General features: G+C 45.2%; 18 protein-coding genes and 1 pseudogene. 8 read left to right on the top strand and 11 right to left on the bottom strand.

What is annotated here, in order from left to right:
- Window positions 1–48: 48 nt before the first annotated feature.
- A complete protein-coding gene (locus tag CIK04_RS00285) occupies window positions 49–807 on the bottom strand; it encodes a Nif3-like dinuclear metal center hexameric protein (RefSeq protein ID WP_026130428.1) in 759 nt (252 codons plus the stop codon).
- Between the two features lie 82 nt (window positions 808–889).
- On the opposite strand from CIK04_RS00285, the gene CIK04_RS00280 reads away from it, so the two are divergent.
- Complete coding sequence (locus CIK04_RS00280) at window positions 890–1,651, top strand: DUF1853 family protein (RefSeq protein ID WP_080721844.1); 762 nt, start codon at window positions 890–892, stop codon at window positions 1,649–1,651.
- 35 nt (window positions 1,652–1,686) lie between these two features.
- Here CIK04_RS00280 and CIK04_RS00275 read toward each other — a convergent pair whose 3' ends face one another.
- The 6 genes from CIK04_RS00275 to seqA form a co-directional block, all read right to left on the bottom strand.
- A complete protein-coding gene (locus tag CIK04_RS00275; protein WP_039541607.1) occupies window positions 1,687–3,009 on the bottom strand; it encodes a CoA-disulfide reductase in 1,323 nt (440 codons plus the stop codon).
- A 76-nt stretch (window positions 3,010–3,085) separates the two neighbouring features.
- Window positions 3,086–4,492 (bottom strand): cation:dicarboxylate symporter family transporter, encoded by a 1,407-nt coding sequence (locus tag CIK04_RS00270; protein WP_017421019.1) that lies wholly within the window; start codon window positions 4,490–4,492, stop codon window positions 3,086–3,088.
- 39 nt (window positions 4,493–4,531) lie between these two features.
- Entirely contained in the window at window positions 4,532–4,915 is a 384-nt protein-coding gene (locus CIK04_RS00265) for a RidA family protein (protein WP_017788841.1), read from the bottom strand.
- A 22-nt stretch (window positions 4,916–4,937) separates the two neighbouring features.
- Complete coding sequence (locus tag CIK04_RS00260; RefSeq protein ID WP_045608473.1) at window positions 4,938–5,606, bottom strand: transcriptional regulator; 669 nt, start codon at window positions 5,604–5,606, stop codon at window positions 4,938–4,940.
- 409 nt (window positions 5,607–6,015) lie between these two features.
- Complete coding sequence (pgm, locus tag CIK04_RS00255; RefSeq protein WP_026050457.1) at window positions 6,016–7,662, bottom strand: phosphoglucomutase (alpha-D-glucose-1,6-bisphosphate-dependent); 1,647 nt, start codon at window positions 7,660–7,662, stop codon at window positions 6,016–6,018.
- 90 nt (window positions 7,663–7,752) lie between these two features.
- A complete protein-coding gene (gene seqA, locus CIK04_RS00250; protein ID WP_017421023.1) occupies window positions 7,753–8,286 on the bottom strand; it encodes a replication initiation negative regulator SeqA in 534 nt (177 codons plus the stop codon).
- A gap of 92 nt (window positions 8,287–8,378) precedes the next feature.
- Between seqA and CIK04_RS00245 the strand changes: the two genes are divergently transcribed.
- The 3 genes from CIK04_RS00245 (at window position 8,379) to fldA (ending at window position 10,063) form a co-directional block, all read left to right on the top strand.
- Complete coding sequence (locus CIK04_RS00245; protein WP_097353218.1) at window positions 8,379–9,146, top strand: alpha/beta fold hydrolase; 768 nt, start codon at window positions 8,379–8,381, stop codon at window positions 9,144–9,146.
- Window positions 9,147–9,259: 113 nt separating this feature from the next.
- Window positions 9,260–9,481: a DUF2788 domain-containing protein gene (locus CIK04_RS00240; protein ID WP_011078289.1), complete on the top strand. Its 222-nt coding sequence runs from the start codon at window positions 9,260–9,262 to the stop codon at window positions 9,479–9,481.
- Window positions 9,482–9,529: 48 nt separating this feature from the next.
- Window positions 9,530–10,063, top strand: a complete 534-nt coding sequence (fldA, locus tag CIK04_RS00235) for a flavodoxin FldA (RefSeq protein WP_011149787.1) — start codon at window positions 9,530–9,532, stop codon at window positions 10,061–10,063.
- Between the two features lie 28 nt (window positions 10,064–10,091).
- On the opposite strand, the gene CIK04_RS00230 is transcribed toward fldA, so the two are convergent.
- Entirely contained in the window at window positions 10,092–10,589 is a 498-nt protein-coding gene (locus tag CIK04_RS00230; RefSeq protein ID WP_011078291.1) for a DUF4442 domain-containing protein, read from the bottom strand.
- Window positions 10,590–10,784: 195 nt separating this feature from the next.
- On the opposite strand from CIK04_RS00230, the gene fcrX reads away from it, so the two are divergent.
- Window positions 10,785–11,234, top strand: coding sequence for a ferric iron uptake transcriptional regulator FcrX (gene fcrX, locus CIK04_RS00225; RefSeq protein WP_026050458.1), 450 nt, complete (start codon window positions 10,785–10,787; stop codon window positions 11,232–11,234).
- Window positions 11,235–11,340: 106 nt separating this feature from the next.
- On the opposite strand, the gene glnS is transcribed toward fcrX, so the two are convergent.
- Together glnS and nagE are read right to left on the bottom strand one after the other, a co-directional pair.
- A complete protein-coding gene (glnS, locus tag CIK04_RS00220) occupies window positions 11,341–13,011 on the bottom strand; it encodes a glutamine--tRNA ligase (protein ID WP_045629213.1) in 1,671 nt (556 codons plus the stop codon).
- Between the two features lie 224 nt (window positions 13,012–13,235).
- Window positions 13,236–14,807, bottom strand: coding sequence for an N-acetylglucosamine-specific PTS transporter subunit IIBC (gene nagE / locus CIK04_RS00215; RefSeq protein ID WP_017421027.1), 1,572 nt, complete (start codon window positions 14,805–14,807; stop codon window positions 13,236–13,238).
- Between the two features lie 491 nt (window positions 14,808–15,298).
- Here nagE and nagA point away from each other — a divergent pair, with 491 nt between their 5' ends.
- The 3 genes from nagA to CIK04_RS00200 all read left to right on the top strand — a co-directional run bounded on the left by nagA (window position 15,299) and on the right by CIK04_RS00200 (window position 19,334).
- Window positions 15,299–16,435, top strand: a complete 1,137-nt coding sequence (gene nagA / locus CIK04_RS00210; protein ID WP_039548883.1) for an N-acetylglucosamine-6-phosphate deacetylase — start codon at window positions 15,299–15,301, stop codon at window positions 16,433–16,435.
- A gap of 2 nt (window positions 16,436–16,437) precedes the next feature.
- A complete protein-coding gene (locus CIK04_RS00205) occupies window positions 16,438–17,652 on the top strand; it encodes an ROK family protein (protein ID WP_011149784.1) in 1,215 nt (404 codons plus the stop codon).
- 89 nt (window positions 17,653–17,741) lie between these two features.
- On the top strand, window positions 17,742–19,334 hold the full coding sequence (locus CIK04_RS00200) for a cation:proton antiporter family protein (protein ID WP_039541617.1): 1,593 nt from the start codon (window positions 17,742–17,744) through the stop codon (window positions 19,332–19,334).
- Window positions 19,335–19,374: 40 nt separating this feature from the next.
- On the opposite strand, the pseudogene CIK04_RS00195 reads toward CIK04_RS00200, so the two are convergent.
- Window positions 19,375–19,628: pseudogene (locus CIK04_RS00195) on the bottom strand (IS4 family transposase); the annotation flags it as partial.

Genomic DNA, 19,628 nt, shown 5'->3' with positions numbered 1-19,628 from the left:
GAGACATGGTCTCAACCCTTTTTGTTTTGCGACTTTATGATATTTCGCCTATACCGGATTATCGATATCAATAAATTCAACATCCAATTGGTGTTGTTGTACCAACCATTCTCCAAGCGCCTTAATTCCGTACCGCTCAGTAGCATGATGGCCAGCGGCATAGTAATGGATATCTAACTCTCGGGCACTGTAAGTGGTTCGCTCAGAAATTTCGCCAGAGATAAAAGCATCTAGGCCATGTTGTGCAGCAAGCTCAATGTAATCTTGTCCACCACCAGTACACCAACCTACCGTTTCAATCATTTTATGGCGATTTTCTGGGGCAATGTGCAAAGGTTCGCGGTGAAGCGCAGATGCCAGTTTTTGGGCAAATTCAGCCCCTGTAAGCGGCTGTTTGAGGCGCCCAAACATGGCCACGGATTGAGGATGCCCTTCTAAACCACCCTCAACCTTTATCTCAAGCAAACGTGCCAGCTCAGCGTTGTTACCGAGCTCTGGGTGAATATCGAGAGGCAAGTGATAAGCAAATAAGTTGAGATCATTTTTGATCAGAGTGCGGACGCGTTTTCCTTTCATTCCACGGATAGGCTCAGCTTCACCTTTCCAAAAATAGCCATGGTGCACAAGCAGTGCATCAGCATTGAGTTCAACCGCTTTATCGATTAACGCTTGAGAAGCGGTCACTCCGGTGATGATTTTTTTTATCGTCTCACTGCCTTCGATTTGCAGGCCGTTTGGGCAGTAATCCTTAATCAACTGGGGGGTCAGTTTCTCATTTAAGATTTTTTCTAATTCGAGGTTGTTCATCTTAGATTCCAGACTAAAGTTACCCGCAAAGTGTATACTCAAGCTTGTCAGCAATACAATATCGGATCCAACCTCGAGCACAATGATGGAATCACAACAGCGCTTTCTACACTGGATATTACATTCTCCCTCTCTGTTTGAACTGAAACCACCTTTTGCTCAGTTACAGTCACTCGATGCCTCTGTGCCATCAACCTTACCTCCCTATCAAGGCAACAAGAGATTGGGCTTCTTATATCAACACCTATGCAGCACTCTATTTCAAAACACCAAGACGATTGATTTGGTTGAAGAAGAACTGCAGCTAAAAGATCACCAGCGCACACTCGGCGCCATCGACTTTATGTTGCGCAATACTGCTGACTCGAACTACCAGCATTGGGAGGTGGCGATCAAGTTCTACTTGTTGCACGATGGTTTGTGGTATGGCCCGAATGCGAAAGATCGCCTCGACAAAAAGTTAAACCATATGCTCAACCACCAATTGAAGATGAGCTCAAACGAGGCATTCTTAGCATCGCATCCCCAATACCGCAATTGCAGCGAACACCTTCTCATGCAAGGGCGGCTCTACATTAATCCCTTTTTAGATCAAGTCATCCCTCAAAAGTGCTTGGGGTATTCCCTCAACGCGCAGGTAATCAAAGGATATTGGTGTTTTGCCCATCAATGGTCTCAAATACCTGAACCGCTCTATGCGTTGGATAAACACCATTGGGCCGTGGGAACCAGCGAGTTTGACACGCCAGTCCAGGAACCACAGGATAGGTTTGTTCACGCACAAAGTAAAAGTGGCCAATTCTGGTTTATCGTGCCGGATAATTGGCCACACAATGGAATGTAAAAAAGGGAAGCATCGCTTCCCTTCGTACTGTGCCATTATTTCGCGACGTTGCCAGCCACATTTAATGCATCCCATGTGCGTGCAAATGGCGGTGCGTAGCAAAAGTCCATGTAACCTAGCTGTTGTGTGGTCATTTTGGCCGTAATCGCAACCGCTAGCGCGTTGATTCGACCCACTGCACCTTTTTTACCAACAATCTCACCGCCAAGTAGAACCTTAGTCTCTGGGTGGTAAACCAGCTTCACTTTGATGTCTTCTTGGCCTGGGTAGTAATCGGTTTGGTTCTTATCTGAAATAGTGGAAACCCTCACATCTAAGCCATGCTCTTTCGCGAGCAGTTCAGATACGCCAGTGCATGCTAGTTCGTAGTCCAACACTTTTAAGCAAGATGAGCCTAGGAAACCATTCATGTAAGTGTCTTTGCCAGCAAGCTTATCCGCCATCATGCGCGCTTGTTTGTTGGCTGTCGTCGCCAGTGGAACATACACTGATTTGCCTAGCGCCATGTGGTGAACCACGGCACAGTCGCCAACAGCGTAAATGTGTGCATCTTCAGTTGCGCCAAACTCATCCACTAGCAATGCGCCGTTCGCTGCTTTTGGTAACTCGAATGCTTCTGTATTTGGTTTAAAACCAAGTGACATGATCACAACGTCTGCTTCTACATTGCCGTTGTCGGTTTCTACGATGTAACCGCCCTGCTCCGCGTCGCGAATGGCTGATACGCTGCAACTGGTTTTAAGCTCTGCTCCCGATTCGCGAATCGCGCCTTCCACAACTTCGATCATTTCAGCGCTGAATTGACGACTCATGACATGTTGCTCGCGTTCAATGATGGTGACATGCTTACCGAGCAAGTGAGCGGCATCAAACACTTCAAGGCCAATAAAACCACCGCCAATCACGCAAACACGTTGTTTGTTGCTGTCCTTAAGCGCTTGTTTTACCGCCAAGCCATCTTCCATGCTGGTTAGTGTGTATACGTGCTCTGAGTTGAACTCACCAAACGAAGGGACGATAGGGCGAGCACCAGTGGCAATCACCATCATATCGTAATCTAAAGTGGTTTCTTCACCTTGATGACGAATCGTGATCCGCTTTTCAATGCGATCTAATGCCACCATTTCGGTTTCAATGCGCACATCCAAACCAGATTTAATCGCTTGTTCTGGCGTACGCGAAATCATACGCTCGGTGTCATCAAACATGCCACCAGCAAAGTAAGGTAAGCCACACGCACCAAATGAGATGTAATCTCGCTTCTCCAGCACAATCACTTCATCCGATGGCTGATTACGCTTGTACTTTGCGGCAAAACTCATCCCAGCGGCGCTACCGCCTACGACAACAACTTTCATATTTACTACCTAAATAAACTGAACTTAGGAAAACCGAAGAGCACCCTTCATGGGTGCTCTCCATTTCATTTACACATTACACTGCCGCTTCTTTGGTCGCGGCTGCGCCATTCTCTGCGTTGTATTGCTCAAGATTTAACGAGCCATTTTTCTTCGCGGTAAGCACACCAGAGAGCATTGAGCCAGAGATGTTAAGCGCAGTACGAGCCATATCGATTAATGCTTCGATCGAAACTAGAATCGCTACTACCGTGATATCAAGGCCCATAATGGTTAGTACCGCCACTGCAGCGAACGTTGCACCGCCACCCACACCGGCAATGCCGAATGACGCAATCGCGATAACGGCGATCAGCTGTAGTACAAAACTTAAATCAACTGGAATGCCCATCACTTGAGACGCCATGATTGCAAGCATTGCAGGGTAGATACCCGCACACCCATTCTGGCCGATACTGGTACCAAATGTTGCTGACATATTCGCCGTTTCTTCATCCACGCCCAAACGCTGAGTTTGCGTTTCTACGTTGAGTGGAATAGCTGCCATACTTGAACGAGATCCAAAACCAAAGACGAGTACAGGCCAAGTCTTCTTCATGAACTTCGCAGGCGATAGGCCAAACATAGACACCATCACGAAGTGGATCGCAAACATCACTCCAATGGCCACATAGCTTGCGAGTAGGAAGCGCCCCATTTCCGCCAGCGCGAACAAATCGTTGGTCATCATAAACGTGGTCATCAGAGCGAACACACCGTAAGGCGTCAGCTTGAGAATCTCACGTACCATTGAAAGCACCACTTCTTTGGCAGCATTGATGAAATCAACGAAGTTTTGCACTTTCTCCGGCTTACGGTTTTTCACTTGCAGGATACAGTAGCCAAGGAACATACCGAACAGTACCGTCGATAGTGTTGAAGTGCGCTGAGAGCCCGTTAGCATGTCGAAAATATTGGTTGGGATAATGGATAACGCCATGCCAGATAGGCCACTGCTTGCCATCGCACTCTGGGTTGCAACCAAAGCATTACCGCGCGCTTCAATGGCGCTGTTGGTACCAATTGAACTCACGAGTGCATTGGCATCGATACCGAATAGGTAAATACTTGCGATGCCCACAGCGGCGGAGATAGCACAAGTGAAAAGTAGGATACCGATGATTTTGGGCGCGATACGAGATAGTGCGCCACCGCCCTCTACGTTCATGATTGACGAAATCATGGCCACGAAGACCAGTGGAATCACGATCATTTGTAGAAGCTTTATGTAGCCTTTACCGAACACAGAAATCAGTTCAGCAAAGCCTGCCGTTGCAACGTTGCCAACACCGAATACGAGTTGAATCGCACCGCCGAATAACAGACCAGCAGCAAGCGCACTCAGTACGCGGAAGTTAAAGCTTTTCTTTTGTTTTTTAAAGTTCGCAAGTAACGCATAGAACCCGAAGAACAATACGCTTAATGCGATGAATGATAAGCTCATGAGAGTCTCCTATTGATGCTCATGGTTTCCGGATGGCCGTTACTTTTTGTAGGCAATGGCTTCAATTTCAACTAAAGCGTCTTTTGGCAGTCGTGCCGCTTCGACGCACGAGCGCGCTGGTGCATTCTCAGTACCAAACACCTCGGTGTACACCTCATTAAATGCAGCGAAGTTTTCCATATCGGAAAGAAAACAAGTGGTTTTCAGTACGCTATCGAGCCCTGCACCACTGGCTTCCAATACCGCTTTCAGGTTATCCAGAGACTGTTTTGCTTGTTCCTTAATCCCACCTTCAACAAATTGCATTGTTTCTGGTACTAATGGAAGCTGGCCTGAGGTGTAAACCAAATCTCCATAAATAGTTCCTTGCGAATATGGGCCAATGGCCGCTGGTGCCGCTGATGTAGATATAATTTCTTTCACGTTAAACTCCTTAATTAACGAACTACTCTGATTTGAATTCTCGAATAAATTTATAAATAGCTTGGCGACTAATCCCCAAGCTTTCTGATATCTGTGTCGTCGTCTCTTTTAGTTCAAAAATACCATTTTCAAAAAGATGACGAACAATGGCTTTATTACGACCTTTTGCCGTAACGGATGTGTTGCTCTCGATTTCACTTATTGCTGACGCGAGTGCTTGTTGAATAACGTCATTCGCGTTATTACTGAAATTTTCATGAACCAACGAATTAGCCGACGTACATTGAGGAAGTAAGGTTTTGATGATCTCAGGAAACGGAAAAGAAAGATTCATATTGATACATAACATACCAATAGGTTTTTTATTTGGCCCATCAAGCACACATGTTGTCGATTTTAGTAACGAACCGTCCGCCGAGTTGGTGAAATAACTCTTTGGTGACACTTCTCCCGTTTTTTCAAAACGACTCCACATACGAAGCCCAAGGTCGGTAATTGGTGAACCGATTTTTCGTCCTGTATGATGACCATTGACGATTTTAACCACAGAGTTTTCAAGACTTTCAAAAGAATGAATAACCACTTCACAGTGAGGACCGATGAGATCTGCAATCGTATCAGCAAGGCGGTAGTAGCTTTTCAGCGCTTCTCTGTCTTCGTTAGTAAATCGTACTTGTTTTACACTCATCATCGTCAGTTTACATATTTAAACTCAATGACAAAAAAATACTCCTTTAGAGTTACTCCAACAAGTATGAGTAGACATTTTTAAACTTAAGTTGGACAAATTAAAAGCGATCTGAATCAAATTTAATCTGAATTAACGTGGATTATTCTCGAGCAAAATCACCAATTACAACCAATAGTCGTTTAATTTTTTAAACTTAATCATGGTTTAAAAATTTTAATCGAAACAGAGCAGAGTTTCATTATTTAATGATCTAACTCAATTTCGACAAAATCATTAAAATAAACAGCGAGAATAAATAAAACAAATGCATTCGCTATATGAATTTAATTTTATTCCGACAATAAAAAATCCCAAACGCTGTGTTTGGGATTTTAATTATCATTAGAAATCGATTATCAGCAGTAAAGAATTATAGACCTGCTTCGGCGAAGACTTGATTGACAATCTCTTGCGCTTCCAACTCGATTTGTTTGAGGTGTTCTGCGCCTTTGAAGCTCTCACAATAGATCTTGTAGATATCTTCAGTACCCGATGGACGCGCAGCAAACCAACCGTTCGCTGTTGTCACTTTTAGACCACCAATCGCTGCGCCATTACCAGGCGCATGGGTCAGTCTCGCGGTAATCTCATCACCAGCCAAGGTTTCTGCCTTAACCATTTCAGCAGAGAGCTTCTTCAGTACCTCTTTCTGAGGACCATTGGCAACCGCTTGGATTCGGCTGTACTGAGACTCACCATGTTTAGCCGCCAGCTCGTCGTAATATTGCTGCGGGTTTTTACCGGTCACTGCGGTGATTTCCGCAGCCAGTAAACAAAGAATGATGCCATCTTTGTCTGTCGACCATGGTGTACCATCTTGGCGCAAGAATGAGGCTCCAGCACTCTCTTCACCACCAAAGCCAAACTTACCGTTGTACAACCCATCCACAAACCATTTGAAGCCAACCGGTACTTCACATAGCTCACGACCAAGATCGGCTACCACTCGGTCAATCATGGCGCTAGAAACTAGGGTTTTACCCACAGCCACATCCGCAGCCCAACCTTGACGATGACGGTATAGGTAATCAATGCAAACAGCTAAAAAGTGGTTCGGATTCATCAAGCCTTTTGGCGTGACAATACCATGGCGATCGTAATCTGGGTCATTACCAAACGCGAGATCATACTGATCTTTTAGCGCCAGCAATCCTGCCATTGCATAGGGAGAAGAACAGTCCATACGAACCACACCATCTTTATCCAATGACATAAACTGGAAAGAAGGGTCAATGGCTTCACTCACTAAAGTAAGATCTAAATTGTATGCTTTACCAATCTGACGCCAATAATCAATGCCACTGCCGCCGAGAGGATCGACACCCAGTTTCAGGCCTGCTTTTTGGATGGCAGCCATATCGATCACATTCACCAAATCATCAACATAAGGTTTGACCAGATCTTGCTCTACAAATAGCGATGACGCTTTCGCTTGCGCCAACGGCATACGCTTAACACCTTGCAACCCCTCTGCGATGAGTACGTTTGCACGATTCTCAATTCGCTGAGTTAGCTCACCTTCAGCGGGGCCACCATGAGTCGGGTTGTATTTGATACCGCCATCTTGTGGTGGGTTATGAGACGGAGTGATCACAATACCGTCTGCTTTTTCTTCGTGTTGTAAGTTGTATGTCAGGATCGCATGGGAAATACCCGGAGTTGGGGTATAGCCATTTTGTTCTTGTACAATCACCGTCACACCATTGGCAATCAGCACTTCAACAACGGTAGAAAACGCTGGCTCAGACAACGCATGCGTATCCTTACCCACAAAAAGAGGACCCGTTGTACCTTGCTCCGCACGTACTTCAGCCACCGCTTGAGCAATCGCTAAAATATGATGTTCGTTAAAAGTGGATTTATCCGCACAACCGCGATGCCCTGACGTACCAAACTCTACTTTGTGTGCTGAGTTTGTCGGATCGGGTTGAAGGAGGAAATAATTAGCAACGAGTGCTGGGATATTGTGAAGATCTTCTTGCAGAGCTTTCTGCCCTGCACGAGGGTGCATAGCCATTAATGACATCCTTTCTTAAAATATACTCAAACAAAAAAGCCTCATAATATCGGCATAATCTTGCGCATTATGAGGCTTCTATCAGGTTTCTTAAATTGAACCTGTTACTTTTTCAATTAAATCAGGCTGGAATTCCATATGTACCATCACTTGCTCGACCATTTGCCTCTTACGGCTAGTGTTGTTATTGGTGATGACCCAAAAACCCGTGCCTGGAATGGATTTTGGTTTCGTCGTATTGCCATTTTCTAGCAATGTCGCCTCATTGTCAGCGAAATAAACACGCTTACGACCTTTCACTTTTGTCGCTTGAGTAAACGACTCAGGGTTGATGCGATGTAGCGTGCTCAGCACAAGCATAAATCGATCGATGGCTTTCTTTAATGAGGCAAACTCATCAGAAATTAATAGTGAGCGCATCTCTTTTACGCCATCAAGTTGAGTGTCTTTGCCTGCATCTTTGCTTACTACGATGCCTTTCGGTTCTATCGTAATAGGGGCAACAGTCTGACGTCCATCCACATTCAATAGGCGGCGCAAAATATCCGATGCACTTTCGCCAATATGCTGGGTTTGACTAGCAATGTAACGGTATAGATCCTCATCAACCTCAATTGTTTTCATTCGCTTTTCACAATCTCAATGTTTAAACTCTGGGGGATTATAACGAGATCCTCGCGGATACTCCACGTTAAACCCATCACGAACAAGATAAAATGTCAGCATTGCTCAATTACAAACTCGAAGGTGACGGTCAAGCCATTGTTTTGCTACACGGCTTGTTCGGCAGTTTAAGTAACTTAGGTCTACTCGCACGAGATCTCTCACAAGATCATCGTGTCATCAGCTTAGACCTCCGTAACCATGGCTTATCTTTTAAGTCTCAACAACACGATTACAAGCTCATGGCTCAAGATGTTATCGACACGCTAAGCACATTAGGTATCGATAAAGCGATTGTCATCGGCCATTCAATGGGTGGAAAAGTCGCGATGAAAATGGCCAATCTCGCGCCTAATCTCGTCACTCAGTTGATCGTGTTAGACATGGCCCCCGTCGCGTACCAACAAAGGCGTCATGATAATGTTTTTAACGGACTGCACGCGGTGATGGAACAGAAGCCAACATCACGCCTTGAGGCGTTGCAATTACTCGCGCACCACATTGAACTCGATGGCGTACGACAGTTTCTTGCCAAGTCGTTGCACAAAGAAGGCAATCATTTGGCATGGCGATTCAATGTCGACGCCCTGATCGCTAACTACGATTCAATATTAGGTTGGATACCGATAGAGCAGACCAACATTCCCACCTTGTTTGTCAAAGGAGGCGATTCTGACTATTTGACGACAGAGCATCAAAGCTTGGTTCAGCAGCAGTTTAGTCGAGTAAAAGCGCACGTTATCGCTGGTACTGGGCATTGGCTACACGCTGAAAAACCAGCAGAAGTTCTTCGTGCGATCAGAAAATTCATTTCTAGTTAACAAATACGAAAAATCGCCAAGTTTTATTGGGATATCCCCACTTTGTGTGCATTAACTTTATGGCGTAAGAGTGATATAGTGCGCGCAAGCTAAATTGGCATGAAAGGAACACTATGCTCTACGACTACATGAACATGCTGGAATCGATTGGACTCGATCTTCTTTTTGCGTCTATCTTCTTTCTTATTGGTATGGCGATAAAAGACGTATTAAACCAGGGAAATGTTCCGGTATTTGGTCGTCGTATTGTGTGGCTAGTGCTCTTCCTTGGCTGTGCCGGTTTTATCGCAAAAGGTATTATTCAGCTTAGCTGGGAAGGCACAGGGCTGGGTTAAACCACAGCATCCGTGCCAACAACAGACATTATTAAAGGTATAAACTCTATGGCAAGTGTAGGTATCTTCTTCGGCAGCGACACAGGCAACACCGAAGCCGTTGCTAAGATGATTCAAAAGCAACTAGGTAAAAAACTCGTTCACGTACAAGACATCGCAAAAAGTAGTAAAGAAGATATCGACAACTTCGACCTGCTGCTTTTAGGCATCCCAACTTGGTACTACGGTGAAGCTCAGTGTGATTGGGATGACTTTTTCCCAGAGTTAGAGAAAATCGATTTCTCGACTAAACTAGTGGCCATTTTTGGTTGTGGCGACCAAGAGGACTACGCAGAATATTTCTGTGACGCAATGGGCACAGTTCGCGATATCGTAGAAGCAAAAGGTGGCACCATCCTAGGTCACACTTCAACTGAGAGCTATGAGTTCGAAGCGTCAAAAGCCTTAGTTGCTGGTGATGACAGCCTATTCGTCGGTTTATGCATTGATGAAGATCGCCAACCAGAACTCACTGAAGAGCGTGTGAAAAACTGGGTTGAACAAATCTACGAAGAAATGTGCCTAGCAGAGCTTGAAGACTAATGATGAAAACCTCCTTCGGGAGGTTTTTTTAGTTTGTCACGATGACTTCTTCTCGATATTGCGGTTTTTTGCGTACATACAACTTACGCTGAACTTCCGAAACCACATTCCCTTGTGCATCTTTGACATGGATGACAAACTCAGGAAAGCACTTCTCCCCTCTCTTTGTCACGGAGTAAATCTCATCTAACACCGATTGGCAGATCTCAAACTTAGCAAAGAGATCACTTTTTCCAGGTTGAATAAAGTTAATGCTGGCTTCCTTGTCCCAGACATAGTACTCCTCCCCCAAGATCCCCATCAGCATTAATGAATAAACTGGATCCGTTAAAGAGAAAATACTCCCGCCATACTGAGTACGATTGGCGTTTTTGTTCCACCAGCGCAATTTCAGTCTCATTTCAACCGTACGGAAATCATCACTTATACGTAAAATGCGAATTCCCGCCCCCCAAAATGGAGGCCAAATGTTTAAAGCGAACTTAACCATTCCCGGTTTGTAGATCTTCGCGAGTTGCTTGTTCATGCCTTCCTAGCTCTCTTTGCAAATTGTTATTAAATTGTAACTGGTCAGATGAGCAATATAAGCGACCTAACGCGAATTTACAAAAAGAATATAGTAACCCTTTGAAGTTCGTGGTTTATTGTTATCTCTGGTTAACCTATAATGTTCAGAATATTGAATTCTGTTAATCGCGGCAGATCATCAACGGGAAAGTATATGTCAGACAATAACCAAGCGCTAAAGGATGCTGGTCTTAAAGTTACCCTTCCAAGGCTGAAAATTTTAGAAGTACTACAGCAACCGGATTGCCAACACATCAGTGCTGAAGACCTTTATAAGAAGCTGATTGATCTTGGCGAAGAGATTGGCCTTGCGACAGTATATCGAGTGTTGAACCAGTTTGATGATGCCGGTATTGTTACTCGCCACCACTTTGAAGGCGGTAAATCGGTATTTGAACTTTCAACTCAACATCACCATGATCACCTAGTTTGTCTCGACTGCGGTGAAGTTATTGAGTTTTCGGATGACATTATTGAAGAGCGCCAAAAAGAAATCGCCGCCGCTTATAATGTTCAACTGACAAACCACAGCCTCTACCTTTACGGCAAGTGTGGCGATGGCTCATGCAAAGGTAATCCAGACGCGCATAAACGTAAGAGCTGATATCGACGCTCGATAGTTTTTAAAGGCCAGCATATTGCTGGCTTTTTGTTGCGCCAATAAAAAAACCCAACTCAATGAGTTGGGTTTTTTCTTAGCTTAATAGCGCTTATTTCGCTTCAATCTTCGCCCAAGTATCACGTAGACCTACAGTGCGGTTGAAAACCAAATGCTCTTTAGAGGAGTCTTTAGAATCCGCACAGAAGTAACCCATACGCTCAAACTGATAGCCTTTTTCAGCTTCTGCTTCCACTAAGCTTGGCTCAACAAAGCCATTCATCACCGTCAAAGATTCCGGATTGATGGTTGAAGCAAAGTCATCTGCCGCTGCTGGATTTGGTACCGTGAACAGACGATCGTATAGACGAATTTCAGCAGGAACACCTTTATCCGCCGATACCCAATGAATCACACCACGTACTTTACGGCCATCCGCAGGGTTAACACCCAAAGTCTCTGAATCGTAAGTACAGAAGATGGTCGTGATATTACCTTCGTCGTCTTTCTCAACACGCTCAGCTTTAATCACATACGCGCCACGCAGACGCACTTCGCTGCCAAGAACCAAGCGTTTGTACTTCTTGTTTGCTTCTTCGCGGAAATCTTCACGCTCGATCCAGATTTCACGGCTAAACGGCACTTCACGCTCACCCATTTCTGGTTTATTTGGATGGTTAGCAACCGTCAGATTTTCTAGTTCGCCTGCCGGGAAGTTTTCAATCACTAGCTTAACCGGATCCAACACCGCCATCGCGCGAGGGGCATTTTCATTCAAATCATCACGGATGCAAGATTCCAATGAACTAAACTCGATCATGTTTTCTTGCTTCGTCACACCGATACGCTTACAAAACTCGCGAATTGATGCTGGTGTAAAACCGCGACGGCGTAAACCAGAGATAGTCGGCATACGTGGGTCATCCCAACCATTAACCAACTTCTCAGTCACCAACTGGTTGAGCTTACGCTTAGACATCACCGTGTATTCAAGGTTCAGACGGCTAAACTCGTATTGATGAGGACGACAATCAATAGTGATGTTGTCGAGAACCCAATCGTACAAGCGACGGTTGTCCATAAACTCAAGAGTACAAATTGAGTGCGTAATGCCTTCTAACGCATCTGAAATACAGTGCGTAAAGTCGTACATTGGGTAAATGCACCATTTGTCACCAGTCTGGTGGTGAGACGCAAAACGCACGCGGTAAAGAACAGGATCGCGCATAACAATGAACGACGACGCCATGTCAATCTTCGCACGAAGACACGCTTTACCTTCTTCAAAACCGCCATCGCGCATTTTTTCAAACAGCGCAAGGTTTTCTTCCGCAGAACGATCGCGATAAGGGCTAGGCTTACCTGGCGCAGTCAACGTACCACGGTACTCACGGATCTGCTCTGGACTTAGCTCATCAACGTACGCTAAGCCTTTGTTAATCAGTTCCACTGCATACTCGTAAAGCTTGTCGAAATAGTTCGATGAGTAACAGATCTCATCATCCCATTCAAAGCCTAACCAGCTCACATCATTTTTGATCGACTCAACGTATTCGATGTCTTCTTTCTCAGGGTTGGTATCGTCGAAACGAAGATTACACTTACCCTGATAGTCCTGAGCAATACCAAAGTTCAAACAGATCGATTTTGCATGGCCGATGTGTAGGTAGCCGTTTGGCTCCGGTGGGAATCGTGTATGCACACTCGTGTGTTTGCCATCCGCCAGATCTTTATCAATGATCTGACGAATAAAGTTTGATGGACGAGCATCAGCTTCACTCATCTAAAGCACCTCAAGTTTGTTTTAGTATTGTTCAGAGAAAACTTAGCTCTGAAACGTCAACGCGACTTCAGAGCAAACTGTCGTTAATGATCCACAATTCTGTACCATTAGACAATAAGATCTCGCGTTTAAATGGGATTATTTGTCTGAAAAGACCAAGATAGAGTGCCAAAACAGAAAAAGCCTCCCGAAGGAGGCTTTCATATCATTCAGAGTGATGGCTATTAAGGCAGTTTCACTTCTGATAGGTCTTCGTTGACACCAATTGCTTTCATTTCACCAGCAACGATTTCAGCTAGAGGACCAAGGATAACTTGTAGGTTGTTTTCGCCAAGCTTAACCACACCTTTAGCACCCAGTTTCTTAAGTACTGCTTCGTCAGCAACAGAGCGGTCTTTAAGCGTTAGACGTAGGCGAGTTATACATGCATCGATTGATGTAAGATTCTCATGACCGCCTAGTGCTTTTAGGTATTGACGAGCTAGATCACCACTCTTTGCATCACCAGAAGGCGCAGTTGTTTCAGAATCATCATCTTCACGACCTGGCGATTTCAGGTTGAATGCGCGGATTGCGAAGAAGAAAGTGAAGAAGTATAGAGCACCGAAAGCTAGACCGATTAGTAGCAGTACGAATGGCTTAGTTGCTAGACCCCAGTTCAATAGGAAGTCGATTAGACCTGCTGAGAAACCAAAGCCATGTAGTGTGCCGAACATGTTTGCTACAACTAGTGCTAGACCAGTGAACACAGCGTGTAGAGCGTATAGTGCTGGAGCTAGGAACACGAACATGAATTCTAGTGGCTCTGTGATACCGGTTAGGAATGAACAGAACGCTACAGAGAACAGTGCACCACCAACTTGGCTACGTTTTTCTGCTGGAGCTGCTAGGTACATCGCTAGAGCAGCACCAGGTAGACCAAACATCATCACAGGGAAGAAGCCGTTCATGAATACGCCAGCGCCTTTGTCACCACCGAAGAAGCGGTGTAGGTCACCAGATTTCACTGTTTCAGTTACTTCTTTCACTGTTGCTGTGATTTCAGGAGTTACAGCGTTAGCAAACTCAAATGTGTGAGTTTGACCAGCAACAAGAGTTTTCGCTAGTGCTGGGTCTACACAAAGCTGTTGTAGAGCCGGTAGAGCTTGACCAGCTGATTGAGCACCTGTTACTAGGATCTCTTGACACGTACCCATACCAAACCAGAAGTATGAGTTAAGAACGTGGTGAAGACCAACAGGAATTAGTGCACGGTTTAGAGTACCGTAAACGAATTGACCTACAGCACCAGAAGTCGATACAGCGTGTGCTAGAGCATCAAGACCGCCTTGGATTGAAGGCCAAACCACACCAGCAACTGCACCAGCAACCAGTGAGAATAGACCTGCCATAATAGGCACTAGACGTTTGCCAGAGAAGAATGCCAACCACTCAGGAAGACGTGTAGCATGGAAAGCGTTGTATGAGTGACCAGCAATGATACCACCGATGATACCGCCGAAGAACGACATGTTGATAGAAGCATCAATTGTTGTTGCCGTTGCAGTTAGTACAAAGTACGCCACTGCACCTGCTAGACCTGCAGCACCTTGACCGTCTTTAGAAAGACCAATCGCAATACCAAGACCGAAAAGAAGAGGAAGTTGACCAAAGATAGCACCACCAGCTTGCGCCATGAATGGGATATCCAACAGGTCACCTTGACCCAAACGTAGTAAGAGCGCCGCAACTGGTAGCGTTGCGATAGGAAGCATAAGTGCTTTACCTAACTTTTGCGCGTATCCAAGAATATTCACCTTAAGTTCCCCCTATAGGATTTTCATTTTTCGGAAGACTTTTTTTAGTCGTCCAATTTAGTCTTTTCCAGTTTATGACATTAATTTTGCTCCGCAAATTAAAAGCTCTTTGTTTGTGATCATAATCACCAGATTTTGCCCTTCCCAAAGGTTTTTGCTAGCGAGATCATAAAACTTATTTTATCATTCAAAAAAATGGTGAATTGGCGATAAAATTCTCAGACTTTTAGTGATAAATGAATAACGTTTTTTGCCCTTGTTGATTGAAGTAAAACGCTAAAAGGGCTTTTAAGATCACTTAATTAACTATAAAAACAAATAATTTTCAGCATCTTACGTTGCTTAGAGTTTATCTTGCCAATGCTTGCTGTACCGCCTTTACGGTCTAATTCAGCGACACAAACTAAGTATCCAATATTTTGGATGAATTGCTGTCTAAGGATCCGTAAATGAAACGAATTTAAATCTCATTTGATAAGGATTAGCTGAACATGTACGCGCTAACTAACTGTAAAATTTATACAGGAAGTGATGTTCTTTCTGAACACGCTCTCATCATCGAAAATGATTTGATCACATCGATTGTACCTGCAGCGGATCTACCTTCAGGAATCGAAGTAAAAGATCTTGCAGGCGCTAACGTTAGCCCTGGTTTTATCGACCTACAGTTGAATGGCTGTGGTGGCGTGATGCTGAACGACGAAATCACTGCAGAAACGATGCAAATTATGCATGAAGCCAACTTGAAATCAGGCTGTACAAGCTTTCTGCCAACTCTGATCACTTCTTCTGATGCCGACATGCGTGCCGCAATCACGGCAGCACGCGAGTACCATGCTAAGTACAAAAACCAATCACTTGGCTTGCATCTCGAAGGTCCCTATCTGAATGTGATGAAAAAAGGCATTCACAGTGTCGACTATATCCGTCCTTCTGACACCAGCATGGTTGACTTTATCTGCGAAAACGCGGACGTCGTAGCCAAAGTGACACTGGCTCCAGAGTTGAACGCTCCTGAACATATTGAAAAGCTGCGTAATGCGGGCATCGTTGTGTCTATCGGCCACACGAACGCGACTTACGCAGAGGCAAGAAAAGGCTTTGAAGCGGGCATCACCTTTGCCACTCACCTTTTCAATGCGATGACACCAATGGTTGGTCGCGAGCCAGGTGTCGTGGGTGCAATTTATGACACTCCTGATGTTTATGCTGGGATCATTGCTGATGGTTTCCATGTTGATTATGCAAACATCAGAATTGCGCACAAGATCAAAGGCGAGAAGCTAGTATTAGTGACCGATGCCACAGCTCCTGCAGGCGCTAACATGGATTACTTTATTTTTGTTGGTAAGAAAGTATATTACCGTGATGGCAAATGTGTTGATGAGAATGGCACATTGGGCGGTTCAGCGTTGACGATGATCGAAGCGGTCGAAAATACGGTTGAACATGTCGGAATCGCTTTAGACGAAGCTCTGCGTATGGCAACACTCTACCCTGCTAAAGCAATTGGTGTGGATGGTTACCTAGGCCGAATTAAGAAAGGTTACATCGCTAACCTGACCATTTTCGATCGAGACTTCAATGTTAAAGCGACGGTTGTTAACGGACAATACGAGCAAAATTAAGAATGAATGGCGGACAGATAGGCAACGTAGACTTAGTAAAGCAACTGAACAGCGCAGCTGTATACAGATTGATTGATCAACAAGGACCTATCTCCCGCATACAAGTGGCAGATGTCAGTCAACTGGCACCTGCCAGTGTCACAAAAATCACCCGCCAACTCCTTGAACGGGGATTGATCAAAGAGGTTGCACAACAAGCTTCCACAGGCGGTCGCCGTGCAATCTCGTTAACAACAGAGGTCAAACCCTTCCACTCTGTTGCTGTGCGTCTTGGTCGCGACTACGTGCAATTTTGCCTCTACGATTTAGGTGGAACGGCGTTAGCACAAGATCAGCACGATTTTCGTTACACCAACCAATCCGATCTGCAGCAAGGTCTGACTGCTTTGCTGAAAGACTTTATTAGTCGCAGCCAAGATAAAATTGATCAACTTATCGCTATCGGCATTACGCTCCCAGGCCTTGTTAACCCGACAACTGGTGTGGTCGAGTACATGCCTAACACGGATATCGATAAACTCGCTTTAGGCGAAATCATTCGTGAAAAATTTGGTATTGAATGTTTCGTTGGTAACGACGTGCGTGGCATGGCGTTAGCTGAACACTATTTTGGAGCAAGTCAAGATTGCCAAGACTCGATTCTCGTCAGTGTTCACCGCGGTACCGGTGCCGGCATCATCGTCAATGGTCAAGTATTCCTTGGCTTCAACCGCAACGTTGGTGAGATTGGCCACATTCAAATCGATCCTCTTGGTGAACAATGCCAATGTGGTAATTTCGGCTGCCTTGAAACCGTAGCAGCAAACCCAGCAATTATTCAGCGTGTGAAAAAACTGATCGCGCAAGGTTATGAGTCATCACTAGCAAAACTGGACCACATTACCATCCAGGACGTCTGTAACCACGCTCTCGAAGGCGATGAACTGGCGCAACAAAGCTTAGTTCGAGTGGGCAACCAGCTAGGCAAAGCGATTGCGATCACCATTAACTTGTTTAACCCACAAAAAATTGTCATCGCTGGTGATATTACTGCAGCAAAAGACATTGTTTTCCCTGCGATTCAACGTAATGTTGAAAACCAATCACTAAAAACCTTCCATAATCAACTGCCTATTGTCGCATCGCAGATCGATAAACAGCCAACGATGGGCGCGTTTGCCATGATTAAACGCGCTATGCTCAATGGTGTTTTGTTACAAAAGTTGTTGGGTGAATAAAGCACCTGTCAATCAACCAGTTACATAGGTTACAATTGGGCTGTGTTTACACAGCCCTTTTTACATCTGAAGGAAGTCACGCGCGCACCATGGAAATAATTTTGATAACCACCGCTTTTGTGGCGGGCTTTTTAGCACTAAAGTGCAACTTACCTCCACTTGTCGGTTTTCTGCTTGCGGGTTTTGCGCTGCATGCATTTGGTTTTGAAAGTAATCTAACGATCACCACACTCGCCGATCTTGGGGTGACACTACTGCTCTTTACCATTGGTTTAAAACTGGAAATCAAAACCCTACTCTCTAAAGAGATATGGGCAGGAGCGACCGCTCATAACCTTCTGTCGACATTACTGTTTACCGCAGCGTTTGTTGGACTAAAATTTCTCGGGATTTCTTCTCTGGCAGAGATGGAAACTGGCCACCTAGTCTTGCTTGCCTTCGCACTCTCCTTCTCCAGTACCGTTTTTGCCGTGAAATCATTACAAGAAAAAGGCGAAATGAACGCCACTTACGGCACGTTAGCGATTGGTATTTTGATCATGCAAGATATCTTCGCCGTGGTATTCCTCACCGCCTCAACCGGGAAATTGCCCCATTGGTACGCCATTGCTCTATTCGCCTTGCCCTTGTTACGCCCTCTTTTCTACAAGATTCTTGACTGGGTTGGTCACGGAGAAATGCTGGTTCTGTTTGGTATCTTCTTCGCACTTGTCGCAGGGGCAGGGTTATTTGAACTTGTCGGTATGAAACCAGACCTTGGCGCGCTCGTGCTGGGTATGTTATTAGCTGGTCACCGCAAATCCTCGGAGCTCGCCAAATCCCTATTTAACATGAAGGAGCTTTTCCTCGTCTGCTTCTTCCTCAATATCGGTTTATCGGCCTCGCTCAGTTTAACTGGCGTCTCTTTGGCACTACTCATCCTGCTCTTACTGCCACTGAAAGGCCTTCTTTACTTCCTAACCATCAATCACTTTAAGTTTCGTGTGCGCACGTCCTTGCTCGCATCGTTGACACTGTTTAACTACAGTGAGTTTGGCCTTATTGTTGGCGGCTTAGCTTATAAAATGGGATGGATGCCGAGTGATATTTTGGTCGCCCTTGCTGTTGCGGTCTCACTTTCTTTTATTCTTGCGGCGCCATTGAGCAAGATGGGCCACCAAATCTATCAACACTCTGGAAAGTGGCTGCAAGAAACCGCCGCAGAAAAGCTCAATCAGCGTGATCAGTTGATCAACCCAGGCAACGCGCAAGTCTTGATCCTAGGTATGGGCCGTATCGGAACAGGGGCTTATGATGAACTGCGCGCTCGTTACGGCAAAATCAGCTTAGGCGTAGAAGTGAGAGAAGAAGCTGCGCAGCATCATCGAGAAGAAGGTAGAAACGTTATTGCAGGAGATGCCACTGACCCTGACTTTTGGGAGCGCATTCTTGATACCGCGAATGTGAAGCTGGTTTTACTAGCCATGCCTCACCACCAAGGTAATCAAACCGCGCTTGAGCAGCTCAAACGTCGCAACTACCAAGGACAAATTGCCGCGATTGCCGAATACACTGACCAATTAGAGATGCTCACTAACAGTGGCGTACACGCTGCCTTTAATATTTATAACGAAGCGGGCAGCGGCTTTGCGCGCCATGTGTGTGAACAACTTCGACCTCAGTTTGCTCCCCCCTCAAATTAAGCATATCCCCCATTAAAGGCCCACAAACCTGCAATGTAGTTCACTTAAGAGGAGCTGCCTTGCGATTAACAGGATATCGGGTCTTTGATATTTTTACCGCCCTAGGCCGATTTGGCTTAGGGCGTTTGTCTATAAAAAGGATGGATAAGTCTCCGCGCAGACTTTTTAGACGCTTCGGTGTATTACCTGGAGATACCGCTTTGCTCATTACTTTCAGTTGACTAGCGATGAACTGACAAGCGTATTTAAAACTGATTTCATTGGCCATTCGACCATGTGCTACGGCCGCTTGAC

Source organism: Vibrio sp. 03_296 (assembly GCF_002265885.1).
The sequence above is the reverse complement of the archived record's forward strand: the minus strand, read 5'-3'. Positions and strand labels throughout refer to the sequence as shown.

Excerpts from the sequence above, each read along its gene's own strand:
- CIK04_RS00240 (WP_011078289.1), top strand. The coding sequence starts at position 9,260 with ATGCTCTACGACTACATGAACATGCTGGAATCGATTGGACTCGATCTT.
- fldA (WP_011149787.1), top strand. The coding sequence starts at position 9,530 with ATGGCAAGTGTAGGTATCTTCTTCGGCAGCGACACAGGCAACACCGAA.
- glnS (WP_045629213.1), bottom strand. The coding sequence starts at position 13,011 with ATGAGTGAAGCTGATGCTCGTCCATCAAACTTTATTCGTCAGATCATT.
- CIK04_RS00205 (WP_011149784.1), top strand. The coding sequence starts at position 16,438 with ATGAATGGCGGACAGATAGGCAACGTAGACTTAGTAAAGCAACTGAAC.
- CIK04_RS00230 (WP_011078291.1), bottom strand. The coding sequence starts at position 10,589 with ATGAACAAGCAACTCGCGAAGATCTACAAACCGGGAATGGTTAAGTTC.
- nagA (WP_039548883.1), top strand. The coding sequence starts at position 15,299 with ATGTACGCGCTAACTAACTGTAAAATTTATACAGGAAGTGATGTTCTT.
- pgm (WP_026050457.1), bottom strand. The coding sequence starts at position 7,662 with ATGGCTATGCACCCTCGTGCAGGGCAGAAAGCTCTGCAAGAAGATCTT.
- CIK04_RS00245 (WP_097353218.1), top strand. The coding sequence starts at position 8,379 with ATGTCAGCATTGCTCAATTACAAACTCGAAGGTGACGGTCAAGCCATT.
- seqA (WP_017421023.1), bottom strand. The coding sequence starts at position 8,286 with ATGAAAACAATTGAGGTTGATGAGGATCTATACCGTTACATTGCTAGT.
- CIK04_RS00285 (WP_026130428.1), bottom strand. The coding sequence starts at position 807 with ATGAACAACCTCGAATTAGAAAAAATCTTAAATGAGAAACTGACCCCC.
- fcrX (WP_026050458.1), top strand. The coding sequence starts at position 10,785 with ATGTCAGACAATAACCAAGCGCTAAAGGATGCTGGTCTTAAAGTTACC.
- CIK04_RS00275 (WP_039541607.1), bottom strand. The coding sequence starts at position 3,009 with ATGAAAGTTGTTGTCGTAGGCGGTAGCGCCGCTGGGATGAGTTTTGCC.
- CIK04_RS00280 (WP_080721844.1), top strand. The coding sequence starts at position 890 with ATGATGGAATCACAACAGCGCTTTCTACACTGGATATTACATTCTCCC.
- CIK04_RS00270 (WP_017421019.1), bottom strand. The coding sequence starts at position 4,492 with ATGAGCTTATCATTCATCGCATTAAGCGTATTGTTCTTCGGGTTCTAT.
- CIK04_RS00260 (WP_045608473.1), bottom strand. The coding sequence starts at position 5,606 with ATGATGAGTGTAAAACAAGTACGATTTACTAACGAAGACAGAGAAGCG.
- CIK04_RS00200 (WP_039541617.1), top strand. The coding sequence starts at position 17,742 with ATGGAAATAATTTTGATAACCACCGCTTTTGTGGCGGGCTTTTTAGCA.